This is a genomic window from Streptomyces sp. NPDC057616 (assembly GCF_042800575.1).
Taxonomy (GTDB): Bacteria; Actinomycetota; Actinomycetes; order Streptomycetales; family Streptomycetaceae; genus Streptomyces.
Map to the genome: position 1 here is coordinate 107,632 of NZ_JBHVGU010000002.1, position 23,305 is coordinate 130,936.

General features: G+C 70.5%; 19 protein-coding genes. 15 read left to right on the plus strand and 4 right to left on the minus strand.

The features are described 5' to 3' along the window. Positions 1 to 43: 43 nt before the first annotated feature. The 10 genes from ACFU97_RS02285 to ACFU97_RS02330 all read left to right on the plus strand — a co-directional run bounded on the left by ACFU97_RS02285 (position 44) and on the right by ACFU97_RS02330 (position 12,984). Complete coding sequence (locus tag ACFU97_RS02285) at positions 44 to 1,660, plus strand: carboxyl transferase domain-containing protein (protein WP_384249721.1); 1,617 nt, start codon at positions 44 to 46, stop codon at positions 1,658 to 1,660. Between the two features lie 11 nt (positions 1,661 to 1,671). Then, positions 1,672 to 3,606, plus strand: coding sequence for an acetyl/propionyl/methylcrotonyl-CoA carboxylase subunit alpha (locus ACFU97_RS02290; protein ID WP_384249724.1), 1,935 nt, complete (start codon positions 1,672 to 1,674; stop codon positions 3,604 to 3,606). Continuing rightward, the gene (locus ACFU97_RS02295; RefSeq protein ID WP_384249726.1) at positions 3,603 to 4,562 is read left to right on the plus strand and encodes a hydroxymethylglutaryl-CoA lyase; all 960 of its coding nucleotides are present in this window, start codon (positions 3,603 to 3,605) and stop codon (positions 4,560 to 4,562) included. The genes ACFU97_RS02290 and ACFU97_RS02295 overlap by 4 nt, the downstream gene beginning before the upstream one ends. Before the next feature lie 5 nt (positions 4,563 to 4,567). After that, a complete protein-coding gene (locus ACFU97_RS02300; protein ID WP_384249729.1) occupies positions 4,568 to 5,728 on the plus strand; it encodes an acyl-CoA dehydrogenase family protein in 1,161 nt (386 codons plus the stop codon). A gap of 150 nt (positions 5,729 to 5,878) precedes the next feature. Next, entirely contained in the window at positions 5,879 to 6,922 is a 1,044-nt protein-coding gene (locus ACFU97_RS02305) for an ABC transporter substrate-binding protein (protein WP_384249732.1), read from the plus strand. Positions 6,923 to 6,965: 43 nt separating this feature from the next. Beyond that, the gene (locus tag ACFU97_RS02310) at positions 6,966 to 7,799 is read left to right on the plus strand and encodes a siderophore-interacting protein (RefSeq protein WP_384249735.1); all 834 of its coding nucleotides are present in this window, start codon (positions 6,966 to 6,968) and stop codon (positions 7,797 to 7,799) included. Positions 7,800 to 7,927: 128 nt separating this feature from the next. Beyond that, positions 7,928 to 9,394, plus strand: coding sequence for a lysine decarboxylase DesA (gene desA / locus ACFU97_RS02315; RefSeq protein WP_384249737.1), 1,467 nt, complete (start codon positions 7,928 to 7,930; stop codon positions 9,392 to 9,394). Next, entirely contained in the window at positions 9,378 to 10,673 is a 1,296-nt protein-coding gene (locus ACFU97_RS02320; protein ID WP_384249739.1) for a lysine N(6)-hydroxylase/L-ornithine N(5)-oxygenase family protein, read from the plus strand. Before desA ends, ACFU97_RS02320 begins: the two co-directional genes overlap by 17 nt. After that, entirely contained in the window at positions 10,670 to 11,218 is a 549-nt protein-coding gene (locus ACFU97_RS02325) for a GNAT family N-acetyltransferase (RefSeq protein WP_384249742.1), read from the plus strand. The genes ACFU97_RS02320 and ACFU97_RS02325 overlap by 4 nt, the downstream gene beginning before the upstream one ends. Further along, positions 11,215 to 12,984, plus strand: a complete 1,770-nt coding sequence (locus ACFU97_RS02330; protein WP_384249744.1) for an IucA/IucC family protein — start codon at positions 11,215 to 11,217, stop codon at positions 12,982 to 12,984. The genes ACFU97_RS02325 and ACFU97_RS02330 overlap by 4 nt, the downstream gene beginning before the upstream one ends. 77 nt (positions 12,985 to 13,061) lie before the next feature. Here the strand turns inward: ACFU97_RS02330 and ACFU97_RS02335 are convergent, their stop codons facing one another. Then, positions 13,062 to 14,669, minus strand: coding sequence for a beta-N-acetylhexosaminidase (locus ACFU97_RS02335; RefSeq protein WP_384249746.1), 1,608 nt, complete (start codon positions 14,667 to 14,669; stop codon positions 13,062 to 13,064). 83 nt (positions 14,670 to 14,752) lie between these two features. On the opposite strand from ACFU97_RS02335, the gene ACFU97_RS02340 reads away from it, so the two are divergent. Continuing rightward, positions 14,753 to 15,643 carry a DUF4429 domain-containing protein gene (locus ACFU97_RS02340; protein ID WP_384249749.1) on the plus strand — a complete coding sequence of 297 codons (891 nt, stop codon included), beginning with the start codon at positions 14,753 to 14,755 and terminating at the stop codon, positions 15,641 to 15,643. A 47-nt stretch (positions 15,644 to 15,690) separates the two neighbouring features. Here ACFU97_RS02340 and ACFU97_RS02345 read toward each other — a convergent pair whose 3' ends face one another. After that, positions 15,691 to 17,256: a purple acid phosphatase family protein gene (locus tag ACFU97_RS02345; protein WP_384249752.1), complete on the minus strand. Its 1,566-nt coding sequence runs from the start codon at positions 17,254 to 17,256 to the stop codon at positions 15,691 to 15,693. A 174-nt stretch (positions 17,257 to 17,430) separates the two neighbouring features. Between ACFU97_RS02345 and ACFU97_RS02350 the strand changes: the two genes are divergently transcribed. Both ACFU97_RS02350 and glmS read left to right on the plus strand, forming a co-directional pair. Further along, positions 17,431 to 17,688, plus strand: coding sequence for a hypothetical protein (locus tag ACFU97_RS02350; RefSeq protein WP_384249754.1), 258 nt, complete (start codon positions 17,431 to 17,433; stop codon positions 17,686 to 17,688). A 30-nt stretch (positions 17,689 to 17,718) separates the two neighbouring features. Beyond that, positions 17,719 to 19,536: a glutamine--fructose-6-phosphate transaminase (isomerizing) gene (gene glmS, locus ACFU97_RS02355; protein ID WP_384249756.1), complete on the plus strand. Its 1,818-nt coding sequence runs from the start codon at positions 17,719 to 17,721 to the stop codon at positions 19,534 to 19,536. Between the two features lie 95 nt (positions 19,537 to 19,631). Here the strand turns inward: glmS and ACFU97_RS02360 are convergent, their stop codons facing one another. Next, complete coding sequence (locus ACFU97_RS02360; RefSeq protein WP_384249758.1) at positions 19,632 to 20,198, minus strand: GPR1/FUN34/YaaH family transporter; 567 nt, start codon at positions 20,196 to 20,198, stop codon at positions 19,632 to 19,634. Between the two features lie 150 nt (positions 20,199 to 20,348). Then, positions 20,349 to 20,876 (minus strand): universal stress protein, encoded by a 528-nt coding sequence (locus ACFU97_RS02365; protein WP_384249761.1) that lies wholly within the window; start codon positions 20,874 to 20,876, stop codon positions 20,349 to 20,351. Between the two features lie 369 nt (positions 20,877 to 21,245). Between ACFU97_RS02365 and ACFU97_RS02370 the strand changes: the two genes are divergently transcribed. Next, positions 21,246 to 21,578, plus strand: a complete 333-nt coding sequence (locus ACFU97_RS02370) for a hypothetical protein (RefSeq protein ID WP_384249763.1) — start codon at positions 21,246 to 21,248, stop codon at positions 21,576 to 21,578. Positions 21,579 to 21,956: 378 nt separating this feature from the next. After that, positions 21,957 to 23,198 carry a helix-turn-helix domain-containing protein gene (locus tag ACFU97_RS02375; RefSeq protein ID WP_384249765.1) on the plus strand — a complete coding sequence of 414 codons (1,242 nt, stop codon included), beginning with the start codon at positions 21,957 to 21,959 and terminating at the stop codon, positions 23,196 to 23,198. Positions 23,199 to 23,305: the final 107 nt, after the last annotated feature.

The window sequence follows — 23,305 nt, forward strand, 5'->3', positions numbered from 1 at the left end:
AACGCTCATTAACAGTCCGACCACTGGGTGAGGGGACCGCAGGATGCACGAGGCACCGGAGCTGACGAGCGCGGCAGACCCCGCGTCGGAGGCCTGGCGGGCCAACGAGGCGGCGCACCGCGCACTCGTAGAGGAGCTGCACGGCAAGCTGGCCGCGGCGCGGCTCGGCGGCGGCGAGAGGGCGCGGGCCAGGCACACCGCGCGCGGGAAGCTGCTGCCCCGCGACCGGGTGGACACGCTGCTCGACCAGGGCTCACCGTTCCTGGAGCTGGCGCCGCTGGCCGCCGACGGGCTGTACGACGGGGCGGCACCGGCCGCCGGCGTCATCGCCGGGATCGGCCGGGTCAGCGGGCGCGAGTGCGTGGTCGTCGCCAACGACGCCACCGTCAAGGGCGGGACGTACTACCCGATGACGGTGAAGAAGCACCTGCGCGCCCAGGAGGTGGCCCTGGAGAACCGCCTGCCCTGCATCTACCTGGTCGACTCCGGCGGCGCCTTCCTGCCCATGCAGGACGAGGTCTTCCCGGACCGGGAGCACTTCGGGCGGATCTTCTACAACCAGGCGCGGATGTCGGGCGCAGGCATCCCGCAGATCGCCGCGGTCCTCGGCTCGTGCACGGCCGGCGGGGCGTACGTCCCGGCGATGAGCGACGAGGCGGTCATCGTCCGCAACCAGGGCACCATCTTCCTGGGCGGCCCTCCCCTGGTGAAGGCCGCCACCGGTGAGGTGGTGACCGCCGAGGAGCTCGGCGGCGGCGAGGTCCACTCCCGCATCTCCGGCGTCACCGACCACCTCGCGGAGGACGACGCGCACGCGCTGAGCATCGTCCGCACCATCGCCGCCACGCTGCCCGCGCGCGGCGCGCTGCCCTGGGAGGTGCGCCCCGCGGCCGAGCCGAAGGTCGACCCCTACGGCCTGTACGGCGCGGTGCCGGTGGACTCCCGCACCCCGTACGACGTGCGCGAGATCATCGCCCGCGTGGCCGACGGCTCCCGGTTCGCGGAGTTCAAGGCGGAGTTCGGGCAGACCCTGGTCACCGGCTTCGCCCACATCCAGGGCCACCCGGTCGGGATCGTCGCCAACAACGGCATCCTGTTCTCCGAATCCGCCCAGAAGGGCGCCCACTTCATCGAGCTGTGCGACCAGCGCGGCATCCCCCTGGTCTTCCTGCAGAACATCTCCGGCTTCATGGTCGGCAAGGACTACGAGGCGGGCGGCATCGCCAAGCACGGCGCCAAGATGGTCACGGCCGTGGCCTGCACGCGCGTGCCGAAGCTGACGGTCGTCGTGGGCGGTTCGTACGGCGCGGGCAACTACTCGATGTGCGGCCGGGCCTACTCCCCCCGCTTCCTGTGGATGTGGCCCAACGCCAAGATCTCCGTCATGGGCGGCGAGCAGGCCGCCTCGGTCCTCGCCACCGTCAAGCGGGACCAGCTGGAGGCCCGGGGCGAGGGGTGGCCGGCCGAGGACGAGGAGTCCTTCAAGGCGCCGATCCGGCAGCAGTACGAGCGCCAGGGCAACGCCTACTACGCCACCGCCCGCCTCTGGGACGACGGCGTCATCGACCCGCTGGAGACCCGCCAGGTGCTGGGTCTCGCACTGACCGCCTGTGCCAACGCGCCCCTGGGTGACCCCCAGTTCGGCGTCTTCCGGATGTGAGGAGGGGACCCATGTTCGACACAGTGCTCGTGGCCAACCGGGGCGAGATCGCCGTCCGCGTGATCCGTACGCTCCGCTCCCTGGGCGTGCGCTCGGTGGCCGTCTTCTCCGACGCGGACGCCGAAGCACGCCATGTGCGCGAGGCCGACACGGCGGTCCGGATCGGTCCGGCCCCGGCGTCCGAGAGCTATCTGTCGGCCGGGCGGCTGCTGGAGGCCGCCGCCCGCACCGGCGCCCAGGCCGTCCACCCCGGCTACGGCTTCCTCGCGGAGAACGCCGCCTTCGCGCGGGCCTGCGAGGACGCCGGGCTGGTCTTCATCGGACCGCCCGCGGACGCCATCTCCCTGATGGGCGACAAGATCCGCGCCAAGGAGACGGTGAAGGCGGCCGGGGTCCCGGTCGTCCCCGGCTCCAGCGGCAGCGGCCTGACGGACGGCCAGCTCGCCGACGCCGCCCGCGAGATCGGCATGCCGGTGCTGCTGAAGCCCTCGGCCGGCGGCGGCGGCAAGGGCATGCGGCTGGTGCGGGACGAGGAGAGGCTGGCGGACGAGATCGCCTCCGCCCGGCGCGAGGCGCGCGCCTCCTTCGGCGACGACACGCTCCTGGTGGAGCGGTGGGTGGACCGGCCCCGGCACATCGAGATCCAGGTCCTCGCCGACGGCCACGGCAACGTCGTGCACCTGGGCGAGCGCGAGTGCTCGCTCCAGCGCCGGCACCAGAAGATCATCGAGGAGGCGCCCAGCGTGCTCCTCGACGAGGCCACGCGCGCGGCCATGGGCCAGGCGGCCGTGCAGGCGGCCCGCTCCTGCGGCTACCGCGGCGCGGGCACGGTGGAGTTCATCGTGCCGGGCGGCGACCCGTCGTCGTACTACTTCATGGAGATGAACACCCGCCTCCAGGTCGAGCACCCGGTCACCGAGTTGATCACGGGCCTGGACCTGGTGGAGTGGCAGCTGCGGGTGGCGGCGGGCGAGCAACTGCCGTACGCGCAGGACGACATCACGCTGACCGGGCACGCGATCGAGGCCCGTGTCTGCGCCGAGGACCCCGCGCGCGGCTTCCTGCCCTCCGGCGGCACCGTCCTCAGACTGCGCGAACCGCAGGGCGACGGCATCCGCACCGACTCCGGGCTCAGCGAGGGCACCGAGGTCGGCAGCCTCTACGACCCGATGCTGTCCAAGGTGATCGCCTACGGCCCGGACCGCGAGACGGCGATCCGCAAGCTGCGCTCGGCCCTCGCCGCGACGGTGACGCTGGGCGTGCAGACCAACGCCGGGTTCCTGCGCCGCCTGCTGGCCCATCCTGACGTCGTCGCGGGCGAGCTGGACACCGGCCTGGTGGAGCGGGAGGTGGACTCGCTCGTCTCCACCGACGTCCCGGACGAGGTCTACGAGGCGGCCGCGGCCGTACGGCTGCAGGCGCTGGAGCCGGCCGGCGACGGCTGGCGCGACCCGTTCTCGGTGCCCGGCGGCTGGCGGCTGGGCGGCACGCCCCGGCCCGTCGCCTTCCCCCTCCGGCTGCCGGGCCTCGACCCCGTCACGCACGAGGCGCGCGGCGCCCACACCGTCACCGGCGACACCGTGGCGGTCACCCTGGACGGCGTGCGGCACACCTTCCACCGCGCCGGCGACTGGATCGGCCGCGACGGCGACGCCTGGCACGTGCGCGACCACGACCCGGTCGCCGCGTCCCTCACGCGCGCGGGCCACGCCGGCGCCGACTCGCTGACCGCCCCCATGCCCGGCACGGTCACCGTGGTGAAGGTCGCCGTCGGCGACGAGGTGGGCGCGGGCCAGAGCCTGCTGGTCGTCGAGGCGATGAAGATGGAGCACGTCATCTCCGCCCCGCACGCCGGCACGGTCGCCGAACTGGACGTCGCGCCGGGCACGACGGTCGCCATGGATCAGGTGCTGGCCGTCATCGCACCGCACGAGGAGGAGAAATGACGCTGCCCATGGCGGTACCGGCTCCCGGTCTGCCGGCCCGGGTCCGCATCCATGAGGTCGGCGCCCGTGACGGCCTGCAGAACGAGAAGGCGACCGTGCCGACGGAGGTCAAGGCGGAGTTCGTGCGCCGGCTGTCCGACGCCGGCCTGACCACGATCGAGGCCACGAGCTTCGTGCACCCCAAGTGGGTGCCCCAACTCGCCGACGCGGAGCAGCTGTTCCCGCAGGTCTCCGGCCTCCCGGTGGACCTGCCGGTGCTCGTCCCGAACGAGCGCGGCCTCGACCGGGCCCTGGCCCTCGGTGCCCGCCGCGTCGCGGTCTTCGCCAGTGCCACCGAGTCCTTCGCGAAGGCCAACCTCAACCGCACCGTGGACGAGGCGCTGGCCATGTTCGAGCCGGTGGTGGCCCGCGCCAAGTCCCAGCAGGTCCATGTCCGCGGCTATCTGTCCATGTGCTTCGGCGACCCCTGGGAGGGGCCGGTCCCGATCCCGCAGGTGGTCCGGGTCTGCCGGGCCCTGCTGGACATGGGCTGCGACGAACTGAGCCTGGGCGACACGATCGGGGTCGCCACACCGGGCCATGTGCGCGCGCTCCTGAACGAGCTCGGCGAACAGGGCACCGCCGTCGAGCGGTTGGGCGTCCACTTCCACGACACCTACGGCCAGGCGCTGGCCAACACCTACGCCGCCCTCGAACACGGCGTCACCACCGTCGACGCATCGGCGGGCGGCCTGGGCGGCTGCCCGTACGCCAAGTCGGCCACCGGAAATCTCGCCACCGAAGACCTCGTGTGGATGCTGCAGGGTCTCGGCATCGACACCGGAGTCGACCTCGGCCGTCTCGTCGCCACCAGCGCGTGGATGGCCGGCCAACTGGGCCGACCCAGCCCGTCCCGCACCGTCCGAGCCCTGTCCCACAAGGACACCGAGGCCGCCGAGGCCACTGAGGAGCAGTGACCGTCATGGACTTCCGTCTCTCCCCCGAGCTCGAAGAACTCCGCCGCACCGTCGAGGCGTTCGCCCACGACGTCGTGGCGCCCAAGATCGGCGAGTTCTACGAGCACCACGAGTTCCCCTACGAGATCGTCCGCGAGATGGGCCGCATGGGCCTGTTCGGGCTGCCGTTCCCCGAGGAGTACGGCGGCATGGGCGGCGACTACCTGGCACTGGGCGTGGCGCTGGAGGAGCTGGCCCGCGTCGACTCCTCCGTCGCCATCACCCTGGAGGCCGGCGTCTCGCTGGGCGCCATGCCGATCCACCTCTTCGGCACCGAGGAGCAGAAGAGCGAGTGGCTGCCGCGGCTGTGCTCGGGCGAGATCCTGGGCGCGTTCGGCCTCACCGAGCCCGACGGCGGCTCGGACGCGGGCGCCACCCGCACCACGGCCCGCCTCGACGAGTCGACGAACGAGTGGGTGATCAACGGCACCAAGTGCTTCATCACCAACTCGGGCACCGACATCACCGGCCTGGTCACGGTCACCGCGGTCACCGGCCGCAAGCCCGACGGCAGGCCGCTGATCTCGTCGATCATCGTCCCGTCCGGCACCCCGGGCTTCACGGTCGCGGCGCCGTACTCCAAGGTCGGCTGGAACGCCTCGGACACCCGCGAGCTGTCCTTCGCGGACGTCCGCGTCCCGGCGGCGAACCTGCTCGGCACCGAGGGCCGCGGGTACGCGCAGTTCCTGCGCATCCTCGACGAGGGCCGCGTCGCCATCGCGGCGCTCGCCACCGGCCTCGCCCAGGGCTGTGTGGACGAGTCGGTGAAGTACGCCAAGGAGCGCCACGCCTTCGGCCGCCCCATCGGCGCCAACCAGGCCATCCAGTTCAAGATCGCCGACATGGAGATGAAGGCGCACACCGCCCGGCTCGCCTGGCGGGACGCGGCCGCCCGGCTGGTGACCGGCGCCCCCTTCAAGAAGGAGGCCGCGCTCGCCAAGCTCCACTCCTCCACGGTCGCGGTCGACAACGCCCGCGACGCCACCCAGATCCACGGCGGCTACGGCTTCATGAACGAGTACCCGGTGGCCCGGATGTGGCGCGACTCCAAGATCCTGGAGATCGGCGAGGGCACGAGCGAGGTGCAACGGATGCTGATCGCACGGGAGTTGGGCCTGGCCGGCTGATCCCCGGCACCGCGGGGCACCGGCGGTTCACAGGCTGAGGACAGGCTCGGGCGCGGAACGCCCCCACCCCTGGACATCGACTGAGGTTAGGCTAACCTACGTTGAAAGTTGTCCGGCGGGCGTTCCGCCCCGTTCGAAAGCAGCCTCACCATGTCCAACGCCAGAGCCACCCATCTCACCCGTCGCGGCATCCTGGCCGCCGGCGGCGCCCTCGGCCTCGGTGCCGCGCTCGCCGCCTGCGGTGACGACGACGCGAAAAGCGGGGGCTCCGACGCGACGACCGCCGCCAAGTCCGGCCCCTGGACCTTCAAGGACGACCGCGGCAAGACGGTGAAGCTCGACCAGGCACCCAAGAACATCGTCGCGTTCACCGGCGTCGCCGCCGCCCTCTACGACTACGGCATCAGCGTCAAGGGCGTCTTCGGCCCGACGAAGACCACCGACGGCAAGCCCGACGTCCAGGCCGGCGACATGGACATCAGCAAGGTCACGATCCTCGGCAACGTCTGGGACCAGTTCAACGTCGAGAAGTACGCGGCCCTCGCGCCCGACGTCCTCATCAGCACGATGTTCGACGACGCCGGCACGCTCTGGTACGTCCCCGAGGCATCCAAGGACAAGATCGCCCAGCTGGCCCCCAGCGTCGGCATCTCCGTCTACGACCGCCAGCTGACCGAGCCGCTGCAGCGCATGTGGGCGCTCGCGGAGTCGCTCGGCGCGGACATGAAGGCCGCCGCGGTCACCGACGCGAAGAAGAAGTTCGAGGAGGCGGCGGCCCGGCTGCGCAAGGCCGCGAAGGCCAAGCCGGACATCAAGGTGATGGCCGCCTCCGCGGCCGACACGCTCTTCTACGTCTCCGGCACGAACCTCTCCGTCGACCTGGAGTACTTCAAGGCGCTCGGCGTGAACTTCGTCGAGCCCCCGGAGAAGGCGAAGGCCAAGGGCGGCGGCTGGTACGAGTCGCTGAGCTGGGAGAACGTCGACAAGTACCAGGCGGACATCATCATGATGGACGACCGGACCTCGGCGATCCAGCCGGCCGACATCACCAAGGCGACCTGGAAGAAGCTGCCCGCGGTCAAGGCGGGCCAGGTCATCGGCCGCTCCCCCGAGCCGATCCTGTCGTACGACAAGTGCACCCCCCTTCTCACGAGCCTCGCGGAAGCGCTCGAGAAGGCGAAGAAGGTCAGCTGACAGCCGGCACGCCCTCCCCTGACGTCGATTCAGGAGCCATGCCATGACGACGGCCGTAGCCGCCCCGTTCCGTTTCTTCTCCCTTCAGGTCACGCGGACGAGGCGGCTGGGGCCGTCGCTGCTGCGTGTCACCTTCGGCGGCGAGGACCTGCACGCGTTCCGCTCCGGCGGATGCGACCAGTCCCTCTCCCTCTTCCTGCCGCACCCGGGCCAGCGCGAGCCCGCCGTGCCCTACGAGCTCGGCGACAGCTGGTGGCAGGCCTGGCGTGAACTGCCGGACGGCGTACGAGCGGTGATGCGCTCGTACACGCTCCGCTCGCTGCGCCGCGACCCCGACGAGATCGACATCGACTTCGTCCTGCACACCCCGGCCGGCCCCGCCTCGCGCTGGGCCGCACGGGCCGCCGCCGGCGACCGCGTCGTGCTGCTCGGCCCCGCGCTCGCGGACAACCGCGCGATCCGGTTCCGGCCGCCCGCCGACACCGACCTGCTGTTGCTCTGGGGCGACGGGACCGCCGTCCCGGCCGTCTCCGCGATCCTCGAGTCCCTGCCCGCGGGCACCCGCGCCCGCGCCTGGCTGGAGGTGCGGGACGCGGGAGACATCCAGGATCTGGCGACCGAGGCCGACGCCGAGATCACCTGGCTGGTCCAGGACGCGAACGGCGTCGAGGGGTCCCCCATGGCCCTCGACGCCCTGCGCTCCGCCCAACTCCCGCCCGCCGAGCGCCCGTACGCCTGGATCGCGGGCGAGAGCGGGTGCGTGAAGCAGCTGCGCCGGCACCTCGTCGGCGAACGCGGGATCGACCGGCGGCGCGTCACCTTCGTCGGCTACTGGCGGCAGGGCCTGAGCGAGGAGCAGCTGCGCGAGACGGAGTGACGGCGGTCACTGGAGGGACAGGATCAGAGGCAAGAAACTTAGGTTAGGCTAACCTAAGTTGAAGCCGGAAGCTCCGGGCTTCCCGCTCTCCCACCCCGCACGGACTGTCCCCACCGGAGGACCCCCACATGCGCTCGCACCTGCTCAATGACCTGACCGCGGAGCAGTACCGCAGCTCCGTGACCGAAGGAGTCGAGCGGGTGGCGGCCAAACTCGCCACCACCGACCGTCCGTTCACCGGTGTCACCGTCGACACCCTCGCTCCCCGCATCGCCTCGATCGACCTCGACCGGCCGCTCGGCGACACCGACGCCGTCCTGGACGAGCTGGAGGACGTCTACCTCCGCGACGCGATCTACTTCCACCACCCGCGCTACCTCGCCCACCTCAACTGCCCCGTCGTCATCCCGGCGGTACTCGGCGAGGCCGTCCTGTCCGCCGTCAACTCCTCCCTCGACACCTGGGACCAGTCGGCCGGCGCCACCCTGATCGAGCGCAAGCTCATCGACTGGACGGCCGCCCGCATCGGCCTCGGCGACAACGCAGACGGCGTGTTCACCTCGGGCGGCACCCAGTCCAACCTCCAGGCCCTGCTGCTGGCGAGGGAGGAGGCCAAGCCAGGGTGGGCCGGGCGGGAACAGGGACCCTCCCTCGCCCGGCTGCGCATCTTCGCCTCCGAGGTGGGCCACTTCAGCGTGCAGAAGTCGGCGAAACTCCTCGGCCTCGGCCAGGACGCGGTGGTGCCCATCCCCGTCGGCCACGACAAGCGGATGCAGACCGTCGCCCTCGCCCACGAGCTGGAGCGCTGCCGCGACGGCGGCCTGATCCCCATGGCCGTCGTCGCCACCGCCGGCACCACCGACTTCGGCTCCATCGACCCGCTGCCCGAGATCGCCGAACTGTGCGCCCAGTACGGCGCCTGGCTGCACGTGGACGCCGCCTACGGCTGCGGCCTGCTCGCCTCGCTCAAGTACCGGGACCGCATCAACGGCATCGAGCGCGCCGACTCCGTCACCGTCGACTACCACAAGTCCTTCTTCCAGCCCGTGAGTTCGTCCGCCGTCCTGGTGCGGGACGCCTCCACGCTGCGGCACGCGACCTACCACGCCGAGTACCTCAACCCGCGCCGCATGGTCACCGAGCGCATCCCCAACCAGGTCGACAAGTCCCTGCAGACCACCCGCCGCTTCGACGCCCTCAAGCTGTGGATGACGCTGCGGGTGATGGGCGCCGACGGCATCGGCGAGCTCTTCGACCAGGTCTGCGACCTGGCGGCCGAAGGCTGGCGGCTGCTCGCCGCCGACCCCCGCTTCGACGTCGTGGTCGAACCGACGCTCTCCACCCTCGTCTTCCGCCACATCCCGGCCGCCGTCACCGACCCGGCCGAGATCGACCGCGCCAACCTCTACGCCCGCAAGGCCCTGTTCGCCTCCGGCGACGCGGTCGTCGCCGGCACCAAGGTGGGCGGCCGCCACTACCTGAAGTTCACCCTGCTCAACCCCGAGACGACGACCGACGACATCGCCGCCGTACTCGACCTGATCGCCGGCCACGCCGAGCAGTACCTGGGAGAATCCCTTGACCGCGCTTCCTGAGCCCACCGAATCCGCCCCGAGGACCTACGACTTCGTGGGCATCGGGCTCGGCCCCTTCAACCTCGGCCTGGCCTGCCTGACCGAGCCGATCGCCGAACTCGACGGCCTCTTCCTGGAGTCGAAGCCGGACTTCGAGTGGCACGCGGGCATGTTCCTGGACGGCGCCCACCTCCAGACCCCGTTCATGTCGGACCTGGTCACGCTCGCCGACCCGACGTCGCCGTACTCCTTCCTCAACTACCTGAAGGAGAAGGGCCGGCTGTACTCCTTCTACATCCGCGAGAACTTCTATCCGCTGCGCGTCGAGTACGACGACTACTGCCGCTGGGCCGCGCACCAGCTCGGCAGCGTCCGGTTCGGCACGACGGTCACGGAGGTTACGTACGAGGACGGCCACTACCTCGTGCGCACCGACGCCGGGTACGTCCACCGGGCCCGGCACCTCGTCCTCGGCACCGGGACGGTCCCCTTCGTGCCCGAGGCGTGCCGGGGGCTCGACGGCGGTCTGTTCCACAACTCGCAGTACATGCACCGCAAGAGCGAGCTGCAGGCGAAGAAGTCGATCACCGTCGTCGGCAGCGGCCAGAGCGCCGCCGAGATCTACCACGAGCTCCTCGCCGAGATGGACGTCCACGGCTACCAGCTCAACTGGATCACCCGCTCCCCGCGGTTCTTCCCGCTGGAGTACACCAAACTGACCCTGGAGATGACCTCTCCGGACTACATCGACTACTTCCGGGCGCTGCCCGAGGAGACCCGCTACCGGCTGGAGAAGCAGCAGAAGGGCCTCTTCAAGGGCATCAACTCCGACCTCATCGACTCGATCTTCGACCTGCTCTACCAGAAGAACGTCGAGAGCGGCGGCCGCCCGGTCCCCACCCGTCTGCTGACCAACTCCTCCCTGGTGAGCGCCCGTTACGCCGACGGGGCGTACCAGCTCGGCTTCCACCAGGACGAGCAGGGCAAGGAGTTCGAGATCCGAACGGAGGGCCTCGTCCTGGCGACCGGATACCACTACGAGCCCCCGGCCTTCCTCGCCCCGGTCAAGGACCGCCTGCGCCTCGACGGCCACGGCCACTTCGACGTGGGCCGCAACTACGCCATCGACGTCACCGGCCGCGGCGTCTTCCTGCAGAACGCCGGCGTGCACACCCACAGCATCACCAGCCCCGACCTGGGCATGGGCGCGTACCGCAACAGCAGCATCATCCGCGAACTGCTCGGCACCGCGTACTACCCGGTCGAAAAGACGATCGCGTTCCAGGAGTTCGCCGTATGACCTTCACCTTCCGCCCCCTCGACCCCCTCAAGGACGCCGAGTTGCTGCACTCCTGGGTCACCCATCCCAAGGCGGCCTTCTGGATGATGCAGGACGCGCGGCTGGTGGATGTCGAGCGGGCCTACATGGAGATCGCGGCCGACGCGTACCACCACGCGCTGCTCGGGCTGCGGGACGGTGAGCCGGCCTTCCTGATGGAGTACTACGACCCCGCCCACCGCGAGCTGGCCGGGCTGTACGAGGCGCAGCCCGGTGACATCGGCATGCACTTCCTCACGCCCGCCACCGACGCGCCCGTCCACGGCTTCACCAAGGCCGTCATCACCGCCGTGATGGCGCGGCTCTTCGAGGACCCGGCGGTGCGGCGCGTCGTCGTCGAGCCGGACGTGGCCAACACGGCGGTGCACGCGCTCAACGAGGCCGTCGGGTTCGTGCCCGACCGCGAGATACAGAAGCCGGAGAAGAGGGCGCTGCTGAGCTTCTGCACGCGGGAACGCTTCTTCGACATCCAGGACAGCCTCGCCGCCACGGGGGTGACCGCATGAGCCTCGCCCACGCCGTCGCCCATCTCTCCCCGGACCGCTGGGAGAAGGCCAACCGTCTGCTGATCCGCAAGGCGCTCGCCGAGTTCGCCCACGAGCGGCTGATCACCCCGGAGCGGCAGGGCGACCACTACGTCGTGCGCAGCGACGACGGCCTGACCCGGTACACCTTCACGGCCGTGCTGCGCGCCCTCGACCACTGGCAGGTGGACGCCGGCTCCGTCACCCGCCACCGCGACGGCGCCGAACTCCCGCTCTCCGCGCTGGACTTCTTCGTCGAGCTGCAGAAGTCCCTGGGCCTGAGCGACGAGGTCCTGCCCGTCTATCTGGAGGAGATCTCCTCCACCCTCTCCGGCACCTGCTACAAGCTCACCAAGCCGCAGATCCCCTCCGCGGAGCTCGCCCGCTCCGGTTTCCAGGAGATCGAGACCGGCATGACCGAGGGCCACCCCTGCTTCGTCGCCAACAACGGACGGCTCGGCTTCGGCATCCACGAGTACCTGTCGTACGCCCCCGAGACCGCGAGCCCGGTCCGCCTGGTGTGGCTGGCGGCCCATCGCTCGCGCGCCGCGTTCACGGCGGGTGTGGGCATCGAGTACGAGGACTTCGTACGGCAGGAGCTGGGCGAGGACACCGTCGAGCGCTTCCACGGCGTGCTGCGTGCACGGGACCTGGACCCGGCGGACCACCTCCTCATCCCCGTCCACCCGTGGCAGTGGTGGAACAAGCTCACGGTGACGTTCGCCGCCGAGGTGGCCCGCGGGCACCTCGTGTGCCTGGGCGAGGGCGAGGACGAGTACCTGGCCCAGCAGTCGATCCGGACCTTCTTCAACCGCTCGCACCCCGAGAAGCACTATGTGAAGACGGCCCTGTCCGTGCTCAACATGGGCTTCATGCGCGGGCTTTCGGCCGCGTACATGGAAGCGACGCCGGCCATCAACGACTGGCTGGCCCAGCTCGTCGAGGGCGACCCCGTGCTGCGGTCGACCGGTCTGTCGATCATCCGCGAGCGGGCCGCCGTCGGCTACCGGCACCTGGAGTACGAGAAGGCGACGGACCGCTACTCGCCGTACCGCAAGATGCTCGCGGCGCTGTGGCGCGAGAGCCCGGTCGCCTCGCTCGGGGACGGCGAGTCCCTGGCCACCATGGCCTCCCTCGTCCATGTCGACCACGAGGGCGCGTCCTTCGCCGGCGCCCTGATCGAGCAGTCGGGTCTGGCTCCCACCGAGTGGCTGCGCCGCTATCTGCGGGCGTACTTCACCCCGCTGCTGCACAGCTTCTACGCCTACGACCTGGTGTTCATGCCGCACGGCGAGAACGTGATCCTGGTCCTGAAGGACGGCGTGGTCCAGCGCGCGATCTACAAGGACATCGCCGAGGAGATCGCCGTCATGGACCCGGACGCGGTGCTGCCGCCGGCGGTCGAGCGGCTGCGTGTGCAGGTCCCGGAGGACAAGAAGCTCCTGTCGATCTTCACGGACGTCTTCGACTGCTTCTTCCGCTTCCTGGCCGCGAACCTGGCCGGCGAGGGAATCCTGGAGGAGGACGACTTCTGGCGCACGGTCGCGGAGGTCGTGCGGGAGTACCAGGAGTCGGTGCCCGAACTGGCCGACAAGTTCGGGCAGTACGACATGTTCGCGCCGGAGTTCGCGCTGTCCTGCCTCAACCGGCTCCAGCTGCGCAACAACCGGCAGATGGTCGACCTGGCCGATCCGGCGGGCGCCCTCCAGCTGGTCGGGACCCTGAGAAATCCCGTCGCGGGGTTCTGATCACGGCGGACGGGCACCCCGCAGTACGGTCCTGCGCGGTGCCCGTCCGTCATGTCCGGCCTGCTGCCGCCTCCGGCCTACCGCGCGGGCCAGGGGACCTGCGGCGAGCGGTAGTAGCCGATCCCGAGCGCGTCCCAGCGCGGCGCCTGCGCCGCGAGCCGCACCTTGTAGGTGTCCCAGTCGTGCGTGGCCGCGGGCGACCAGCCGAGCTCGGCGGCACCGGGCAGCCGCGGGAACGCCATGTAGTCGATGTCGGCGCCGGTCACGATGGTCTCGGTCCACAGCGGCGCCTCGACGCCCTTGATCGCCGAACTCGGTGCTCCGGCGAGGTAGTTGCCGGGATCCCAGTCGTAGGACCGGCGTACCTCCACCAGCCCGGCCCAGTCCTGGCCGAGCGGGGTGTCCTCGGTGTACTTCATGTCGAGGTAGAGCCGGTCGGCGGGCGAGAGGACGAGCCCGGTCCCGTTCTGCGCGGCCTTGGCGACCTGTGCCTTCTCGGCGGCGTCGGTGTCGTCCAGGCCCCAGTACTGCGCGACGGCGCCCTTCACCGGGTGCGCGCCGGTCAGCTGGTGCCAGCCGATCACCGTCTTGCCGTACTTGGCGACGATGGGCTGCACCCGGTCCATGAACGTGACGTAGTCCTCGTGGCTGGTGGAGTGCGCCTCGTCGCCGCCGATGTGCAGATAGCGGCCGGGGGTGATCGCGGCCAGCTCGCGGATCACGCCGTCGGCGAAGGCGTACGTGATGTCCTTGCCGGCGCACAGCGAGCTGAAGCCGACCTCGGTGCCCGTGTAGAGCGGGGGCGCCTTGCCGTCGCAGTTCAGTTCGGCGTACGAGGCGAGGGCCGCGTTGGTGTGGCCGGGCATGTCGATCTCGGGGACGACCTCCAGGTAGCGGGAGGCGGCGTAGCGGACGATCTCCTTGTAGTCGGCCTTGGTGTAGTGGCCGCCCTTGCCGCCGCCGACCTGCGTCGAGCCGCCGTAGGTCGCGAGCCGCGGCCAGGAGTCGATGGCGATGCGCCAGCCCTGGTCGTCGCTGAGGTGCAGATGCAGCTTGTTGACCTTGTAGAGGGCCAACTCGTCGATGTAGCGCTTGACCTGGCCGACGGTGAAGAAGTGCCGAGAGACGTCGAGCATCGCCCCGCGGTAGGCGTAGCGCGGGCTGTCCTTGACGGTGCCGCCCGCCACCGGCCACGGTCCGGGCTGGACGGCCTTCTTCTCCACGGCCGCCGGGAGGAGCTGGCGCAGGGTCTGGACGCCGTGGAAGAGGCCGGCGGGCTCGGCGGCGGTGATGGTGACGCCCTTGCCGCCGCTGTCGAGGCGGTAGCCCTCGGCGCCGAAGGGGCCTTTGTGGAGGCGGAGTTGGATGCCTGCCGCGCCCTGGGTGGTGACCGGCAGCCGGTAGCCGGTGGAGGGCCGCAGGATGCCGGCGAGGTACTCGCCGACCCTTCGGGCCTCCGGTGAGCCGTCGACGCGGATGCGGGTGTCGCGGCTGATACGGTACGGGGATCCGCCCGGGGTGACCGACGCGGGTGCCGGAACCACCCGGTCGAGCGGGGTCGCCCCGGTCGTCGCCGCGGGTGCCGCGGGTGCCGCGCCGGCGGTGAAGGCGCCGGCCGCCGCGACCAGCAGCAGGGACCCGAGGACGCGGGCCGTACGGGGAGTCGTTCTGTGGTGCCGTCTCACATGCGCTCCCTTCGACAGCGGCCCCTGAGGGACCACGAGTGGTAGAGACCACTCTCTCGCAGTTCCGGTGAAACAATCACCCCATGGCGGAAATCATCCAGAAGGACGGCACCTGGGCCTTCGACGGCGATGCCCTTCGACTGACGCCGGGGCGGGACAGAAACGTCAGCCTGCTCCGCCGCACACTGGGTGAACTCGTCGTCCCTCTGGGGGCGTTGGCGGGGATCTCGTTCGAGCAGGGCCGCAAGTCGGGACGGCTGCGCCTGCGGCTGCGCGACGGCGCCGACCCGCTGCTGCACGCCTCCGGGGGCCGGCTCACCGAGCCCAACGACCCCTATCAGCTGATCGTGGAGTCCGACCGCTACGGCGTCGCCGAGTACTTCGTGGACGAGGTGCGCAACGCCCTGCTGCTGGACGGGGTTCCGGCGGACCCGGTGAGCGAGTTCCTGCTGCCGGGGCCGCCTTTGCCGCTGTCGGTCTCGGCCGGGGACGGCACCGCGAGTTTCGACGGCGAGTTCATCCGCCTGGAGTGGAACTGGAAGACGGAGGACGCCAAGGCCGCCGCCGGCACCCGCACCCTGGCCGTCGCGGAGCTGATCGCGGTGGAGTGGCAGCCCGCGGCCGGCCTGGAGAACGGGCATCTGCGCTTCACCGTGCAGGGCGCGCCGACCAAGGCGCCGCCCAAGTACGACCCCAACTCCGTGGAGCTGTGGGGCTTCAAGAAGGATCCGCTGATGGCGCTGCTCGCGGCCGCCGTGCAGGCTCGCCTCCCGCATCCCACGGCCCCGCCCGTGACGGACGAGGCGCCCGAGGAGCCGCGCGGCCGCCCGCAGCTCGCGTCCGCCGAACCGCGCGAGGACGACCACGACGCGCTGCTGCGGCGGCTGCGCGAGCTGGGTGATCTGCACCGCACGGGCGTGCTGACCGACGAGGAGTTCACGCTGGCCAAGCAGGCGATCCTCAAGCGCATGTAGCGCGCGAGGACCGCCTGCCGGTCACCCGTCCGGCCCGTGGGCCGGGGCTACTTGGCCTTGCGGGCCACCGTGAAGTGGTCGATGCGGTCGCCGGTCTCGGCGATGCCCGACACCTTCAGCCTGGCGTAGTGGCCGCGGGCGGCGGGCTCCACGTCCACGCGCAGGAACGAGTAGTTGAGGTAGCGCACCCGGGACCAGGCGACGGTCTCGTTGACCTTGCCGTCCTTGGTGTTGACGAAGGAGGCGACGGAGTCGCGCTCGTTCAGGTGCCCCTCGTAGGAGTCCGGCGCGGAGAAGGCGTAGAGGCTGCGGCCCGCGGCGCCCGCCGTCACGTAGACGACGCCCTCGGTCTCGGGGTACGCCGTCTCGCCGATCGGCAGCTTCTTGACGACCTTGTCGCCCTTGATGACGTCGGTGCGCTCGTACTGGTGGTTGTGGCCGTTGATGACCAGGTCCACCGTGTACTTCTCGAACAGCGGCACCCACTCCTGTCGCACGCCCCCCTCCGAGGCGTGCGCCGTGGAGGTGCAGTAGGCACAGTGGTGGAAGAACACGACGATGAAGTCGATGTCCTTCGCGGCACGGAACTTCTTCAGCTGGCCCTCGAACCAGGTGGTCTGGGTGCCGCCGGAGATGCCGAGGTTGGCCGGGATCTCGAAGGAGACGTCGTTCGGGTCCAGCGAGATGACCGCGGTGTTGCCGTAGACGAAGGAGTAGACGCCGGGCAGGTGCGCCTTGTCAGGCCCGTTGTCGGGGAGCGTGAAGCGCGCCTCCTCGCCGCCGTAGCCGTTGGGCGAGTACCAGGCTTCCATGTCGTGGTTGCCGTAACTGACCATCCACGGCACGGACTTGGCGACGGACTCGGTCTGCGCGAGGAACTGGTCCCAGGTGCGCGAGTCGAAGCCGGTGTCGGAGGTCTTGCCCGCGCCGGACGGGTCGCCGTAGGCGATGTCGCCGGCGTGCAGGTGGAAGACCGGGTTCTGGCCGAGGATCAGGCTGTCGTTGGCCAGCGCGTGGTAGCTGACGCCCTGGTCGCCGAAGGCCGTGAAGGTGAACGGCTCCTTGTGCGCGGGCGCGGTGGTGAACGTGCCCAGGGTGCCGAGCAGGTGCGGCTCGGCGGGGTCGAAGCCCTGGTGCCCGACGCCGTAGTAGTACGTCCTGCCCGGGCGCAGATGGGTCAGCTTGGCGTGGACGTAGTACTGCGTGTGGTCGCCGCTCGCGCCGACGCCGGCCGGCGTGTAGAGCGAGCGCACCTCGGCCTCGATCTTGCGCGAGAGGTCCCAGGGGTGGGCGCCGACGCGGATGAAGGGCTTCTTCACCGCGACCGGGACCTGCCAGGAGACGGTCATCTCGGTGCGCGGGTCGTTGCCGTAGGCGAGGTGGCGGCCGAAGGGGGCGACGTACGCCCCGTCGACGGCCTCGGTCGCGGGGGCGGTGTGCTGCGTGGGCACGGCGGCCTGGGCCACCGCTCCCGGCACGAACGCGCCACCGGCGACGGCGCCGAGGGTCACGGCGCCGCCTCTCATCAGGTTGCGCCGCGAGAATCTCGCGCGCAGGTACTCGTGCTGCTCGGCCAGGCTCATGCGCTCGGCCAGCTGCTCCGGTACTCCCATACGAGGTATGTCCATGACGTCTGAAACTCGTCCACATGGGCGACGGCCCTCCGGACTCGGAGTGGACGGACTGTAAACAGGTGTCCATGAGAACACCAAAGATCGCCCGCAGGGGCTTGCCCGAAATCGGGCAGGATTCTTGCGAAACGGTCTTTCGTACCCCAGGATCATCGGGTGCACGACGACCTTGTTGATCACCTGACCCGGTCCTCACCCCTCAGCAGGGGCGAGGCGCTGCGGGTGATCCAGGACGTGCTCGCCTACTTCGACGAGACGACCGAGCAGTACGTCCGTCGCCGCCACCGCGAGCTCCAGGCGCAGGGCCTGGTGAACGCGACGATCTTCGAACGGATCGAGGCGGACCTGAAATACCGGGCGGTGGCACCGCCGGAGCTCACGCTCAGGCAGCTGCGCCGCATCGTCTACGGCTGAGTCGCAGAGCCGGGAACGGGATACACATATATGTGCGGAATCGTCGGATACATCGGGAAGCGTGACGTGGCGCCCCTCCTCCTGGAGGGCCTGCAGCGCCTGGAGTACCGCGGCTACGACTCGGCCGGCATCGTCGTCACCTCCCCGAAGACGGCCGGTCTGAAGATGGTCAAGGCCAAGGGGCGCGTCCGCGACCTGGAGGCCAGGGTCCCGGCCCGCTTCAAGGGCACGACCGGCATCGCCCACACCCGCTGGGCCACCCACGGCGCCCCGTCCGACGCGAACGCCCACCCGCACATGGACGCCGAGGGCAAGGTCGCCGTCGTCCACAACGGCATCATCGACAACGCCGCCGACCTGCGCCGCAAGCTGGAGGCGGACGGCGTCGAGTTCCTCTCGGAGACCGACACCGAGGTCCTCGTCCACCTCATCTCCCGCTCCCAGGCCGAGACGCTGGAGGAGAAGGTCCGCGAGACCCTGCGGGTCATCGAGGGCACCTACGGCATCGCGGTCATGCACGCCGGCTTCCCGGACCGCATCGTGGTCGCCCGCAACGGCTCCCCGGTGGTCCTCGGCATCGGCGAGAAGGAGATGTTCGTCGCCTCGGACATCGCCGCGCTGGTCACCCACACGCGGCAGATAGTGACCCTCGACGACGGCGAGATGGCCACCCTCAAGGCCGACGACTTCCGCACCTACACCACCGAGGGCACCCGTACGACGGCCGAGCCCACCACCGTGGAGTGGGAGGCGGCCTCGTACGACATGGGCGGCCACGACACCTACATGCACAAGGAGATCCACGAGCAGGCCGACGCCGTGGACCGCGTGCTGCGCGGCCGCATCGACGACCGCTTCTCCACCGTGCACCTCGGCGGCCTCAACCTGGACGCCCGCGAGGCGCGCCAGATCCGGCGCGTGAAGATCCTCGGCTGCGGCACCAGCTACCACGCGGGCATGATCGGCGCCCAGATGATCGAGGAGCTGGCCCGTATCCCCGCGGACGCCGAGCCGGCCTCCGAGTTCCGCTACCGCAACGCGGTCGTGGACCCCGACACCCTCTACGTCGCCGTCTCCCAGTCCGGCGAGACCTACGACGTCCTCGCCGCCGTCCAGGAGCTCAAGCGCAAGGGCGCGCGGGTCTTCGGCATCGTCAACGTGGTCGGTTCGGCGATCGCGCGCGAGGCCGACGCGGGCATCTACGTCCACGCGGGCCCCGAGGTCTGCGTCGTCTCCACCAAGTGCTTCACCAACACCACGGTCGCCTTCGCGCTGCTCGCCCTGCACCTGGGCCGCACCCGCGACCTCTCGGTCCGCGACGGCAAGCGGATCATCGAGGGCCTGCGGAAGCTGCCCGCGCAGATCACCGAGGTCCTCAAGCAGGAGGACGAGATCAAGCGCCTGGCCGAGCAGTTCGCCGAGGCCCGCTCGATGCTCTTCATCGGCCGTGTCCGGGGCTACCCGGTGGCCCGCGAGGCCTCGCTGAAGCTGAAGGAGGTCTCGTACATCCACGCCGAGGCCTACCCGGCCTCCGAGCTCAAGCACGGCCCCCTGGCCCTGATCGAGCCGGCGCTGCCCACGGTCGCGATCGTCCCCGACGACGACCTGCTGGAGAAGAACCGCGCGGCCATGGAGGAGATCAAGGCCCGCAGCGGCCGCATCCTCGCGGTCGCCCACCAGCACGAGGCGAAGGCCGACGAGACGATCGTCGTCCCGAAGAACGAGGACGAGCTCGACCCCATCCTGATGGGCATCCCCCTCCAACTCCTCGCCTACCACACGGCCCTGGCCCTGGGCCGGGACATCGACAAGCCGAGGAACCTGGCGAAGTCGGTGACGGTCGAGTAGAGGACCGCAGAAGGGACCCCCACGTGCTGCCACCAGACACGCGGGGGTCCATTCGGATCGCCGGGGCCGCCCAATACCCCGGCGACGGCTGCCATTCAGCCGGTGGCCGTCACCCCCCGGCCGGCAGCACGTCGAGGTAGAACCGTCGGCCAGTGGGCCAGCGCCGCGGTCGCCGCGTACCAGGCGACCGCCCCCGCCGCCACGGCGAACCAGCCGCCGACCTTCGTCAGGGAGTCGCTGGTGCCGAACTGCGCGATGGCGAGGAGCACGAGGGAGACGAAGAACAACCCGTAGGTCCCCTGGGCGAGTTGGTCGCCGCCCGCGAGGGTCAGGGTGAGCGCCACCAAGGCGAAGAGCAGCAGGAACAGCCCTGCCGCGTTGGCGGACATCGCATTGCCGGCGGTGACGGCCCAGGTGAACCACAGGGCGCCGAGCGCCGCGTAGGCCGTACCGGTCGTCGTGTCACGGTCGCGGAAGGCGAAGAGTCCGGCGACGAACAGTGCAACGCCGCCTACGTAGTGGGCCAGTGAGACGGCGTCAGCGGCCGACACGCCGTTGATCACGTCGGTGTATCCGAGTCCGAACGCCAACAGGGTGATTCCCAGGGCGAGTCGGCCGACCACGGTAGTGGTTCCGCTTCCCGCAGAGACGTCGTTGTCCACGGCGGGCTCCCTTCATGCATGTGCAGTTGTGCGGTGAGCGATATATGCCCTTCACAAAAGCACAAACACCTCTACGCGCCAGTAGGTTGGCACTTTGCGCAAAGGAGACCGGCCGTTCCCGGATCGCATCTCACCAGGGAGAACGGCGCGTTACGGAATGACAACGACGGGACGCTTGGCCCGCTTGGCGAGCCGCCCCGCGACGGAGCCGAAGATGCGCCCGACGATTCCGTGCGTGGAACCGACGACGATCGCGTCCGCCTCGTACTCCCGCCCGACCTCTTCCAGTTCGTGGCAGATGTCGCCGCCGCGCTCGACCAGGATCCAGGGCACCTCGGAGAGGTACTCCGCACAGGCCAGCTCGAGACCGAGAACCTCGGTGCGGTGGTCGGGGACGTCGACGAAGACCGGTGGCTCGCAGCCGGCCCACACCGTGGTGGGCAGCCGGTTGGCGACGTGGACGATGATCAGGCCCGAGCGGGTGCGATGGGCCATCCCGATCGCATAGGCGAGGGCGCGCTCACTGGACGTGGAGCCGTCGAATCCGACGACGACGCCGTGCTTGAAGGCTGGATCGCAGGAGTGGCGTGGCTCTTCCGCCGCCTCGGGCTCGGCCGCCGTGGGATCGGCGACGGGCCGCTTGCGGTCCGCGGGTTCGAAGAATTCGTGACCGGCCATGGCTGTCTCGGCGTTTTGATCCTTTTTGGGAGGGACGACAGTGTGCGGCGGAGCTGTGTCCGGGAATCATCTTCCCAACCCCATACCCCCAAGGGTACGGCGGCACGCCTCCTTAGCCCAGATCCCGCCCGCTCCCCCGCTCGCTGCTCGCTCGGGCAGGGGCACCCCCGTCGTGGGGGTTCCAGGGAGCATGCACGAGGGGGCGCCCGTAACGCAATGGTTGCTGCGCTGTACAGGCGCTTTGCACAGGATTCAGTCGCCCGGGGGGCCCGGAACAGGACAACGCACCGGTCCGGAAGACGGCCGCGCCCAGTGACCGACCGGTCGAACAGGCGTTGAACACCGTGACCCAGGCCCCAGGGAGTACGTATGTCCGGACCGCGCCCCACCCCCGACACTCCCCGAGCGACCAATCCGTCCCAGGAGACCGCGACCGACGTCGTCCGGTGGGCCGCGTTCAGCTGCGTCCTGGTTCCCGTGGTACTCGTCTGGTACGGCTCCTCGCTCGCAGGCGCCGCGGGCACGGCGCTCGGTCTCGCCGCCGTCACCGCCGTCTGCCGGCTGCTGCTGCGCCAGTCCGAACGCGGCGCGGCGCGCCGGCCCTCCGAGGAGCCCGCGCCGGGCCGCGGCCGTCGTCACAGAAACGGCACGGGTGCTCACAGAGGCGGACGACGGACCGGTGGAAACACACCGGTCGGCTGACCGGTTTCCGCGCACGCGCACGGCGCTTTTCAGCCAACTTCCGGACCTCGTGCATTCCTTGCCCCAACCACCCCCCAACCCCCGTTCCACCTGCACGAACAGGGGCTCCGGGGGCCCGCGCACCCTATGTGGATTGGCCACTGCCACAAGGCGCACTTCCCTGCACGGCCCGTGAGTGCAACGCTTCGTGATCGAATGCTTCACGCCAAGTTGCCATGTCGACAATGTGCCGGTTCCCGAACTGGGTCACCCCGGCACCACGGGACACAGTAGATTCGATCTTGACGTCTTACGGCGGGGGACTCGTGCAGGACCGAGGGGAAACGTGCAGGAGCGACACAACCGAGGAGCCGCGACCACCGAGGGGGGCTTAGCAGTATGAGCCACGACTCCACTGCCGCGCCGGAAGCCGCGGCCCGGAAGCTTTCCGGGCGACGCCGCAAGGAGATCGTCGCGGTGCTGCTGTTCAGCGGCGGCCCCATCTTCGAGAGTTCCATACCGCTGTCGGTGTTCGGGATCGACCGCCAGGACGCCGGCGTACCGCGCTACCGACTGCTGGTGTGCGGTGGCGAGGAAGGCCCGCTGCGGACCACAGGGGGCCTGGAACTCACCGCGCCACATGGCCTGGAGGCGATCTCACGCGCAGGCACGGTCGTCGTGCCGGCCTGGCGCTCGATCACCTCGCCGCCACCGGAGGAGGCGCTCGACGCACTGCGCCGGGCGCACGAGGAGGGCGCCCGCATCGTCGGGCTGTGCACCGGCGCCTTCGTCCTGGCGGCGGCCGGCCTGCTGGACGGCCGGCCCGCGACCACGCACTGGATGTACGCACCGACGCTGGCCAAGCGCTATCCGTCGGTGCACGTCGATCCGAGAGAGCTCTTCGTCGACGACGGCGACGTGCTCACGTCCGCCGGCACGGCGGCCGGAATCGACCTGTGCCTGCACATCGTGCGGACCGACCACGGCAACGAGGCGGCCGGTGCGCTGGCCCGCCGCCTGGTCGTCCCACCGCGCCGGACGGGAGGCCAGGAACGCTACCTGGACCGTTCTTTACCGGAGGAGATCGGCGCCGACCCGCTCGCCGAGGTCGTCGCCTGGGCGCTGGAGCACCTGCACGAGCAGTTCGACGTCGAGACGCTGGCGGCACGCGCGTACATGAGCCGCCGCACCTTCGACCGCCGCTTCCGCTCGCTGACCGGTAGTGCTCCCCTGCAGTGGCTGATCACCCAGCGGGTGCTGCAGGCGCAGCGGCTGCTGGAGACGTCGGACTACTCGGTGGACGAGGTCGCGGGCCGCTGCGGCTTCCGCTCGCCGGTGGCCCTGCGCGGCCACTTCCGGCGCCAGCTGGGCTCGTCGCCGGCCGCCTACCGCGCCGCGTACCGGGCCCGCCGGCCGCAGAGCGACAGGCCGGCCGACCTGGAGGGGCCGGCGGGCCCCGCCCTGGCGGGCCCGCCGCTGCATCCGGAGAGCCCGGTCCCGCTGCAGAGCCGCCGCGCGGCCGCCTCGGCGATCGGCTCGGGCACCCCGCTGTCGACGGCGGCGGCCGCCGCCGCGGAGAACGGCCGCGAGTCCTACGCCGCCGGCCGGGCGAGCGTGCCGGGGCAGCGCAGCGGCGCATGAACAGCAGGCGTATCAGGGAGCGACGGCTCCCTGATACGCCTCCTGTACGCCGAGACGCCTCCTGCACCGCGGGGCACCCAAAAGCGGTAGCCCGCCTTAGGGTGGTC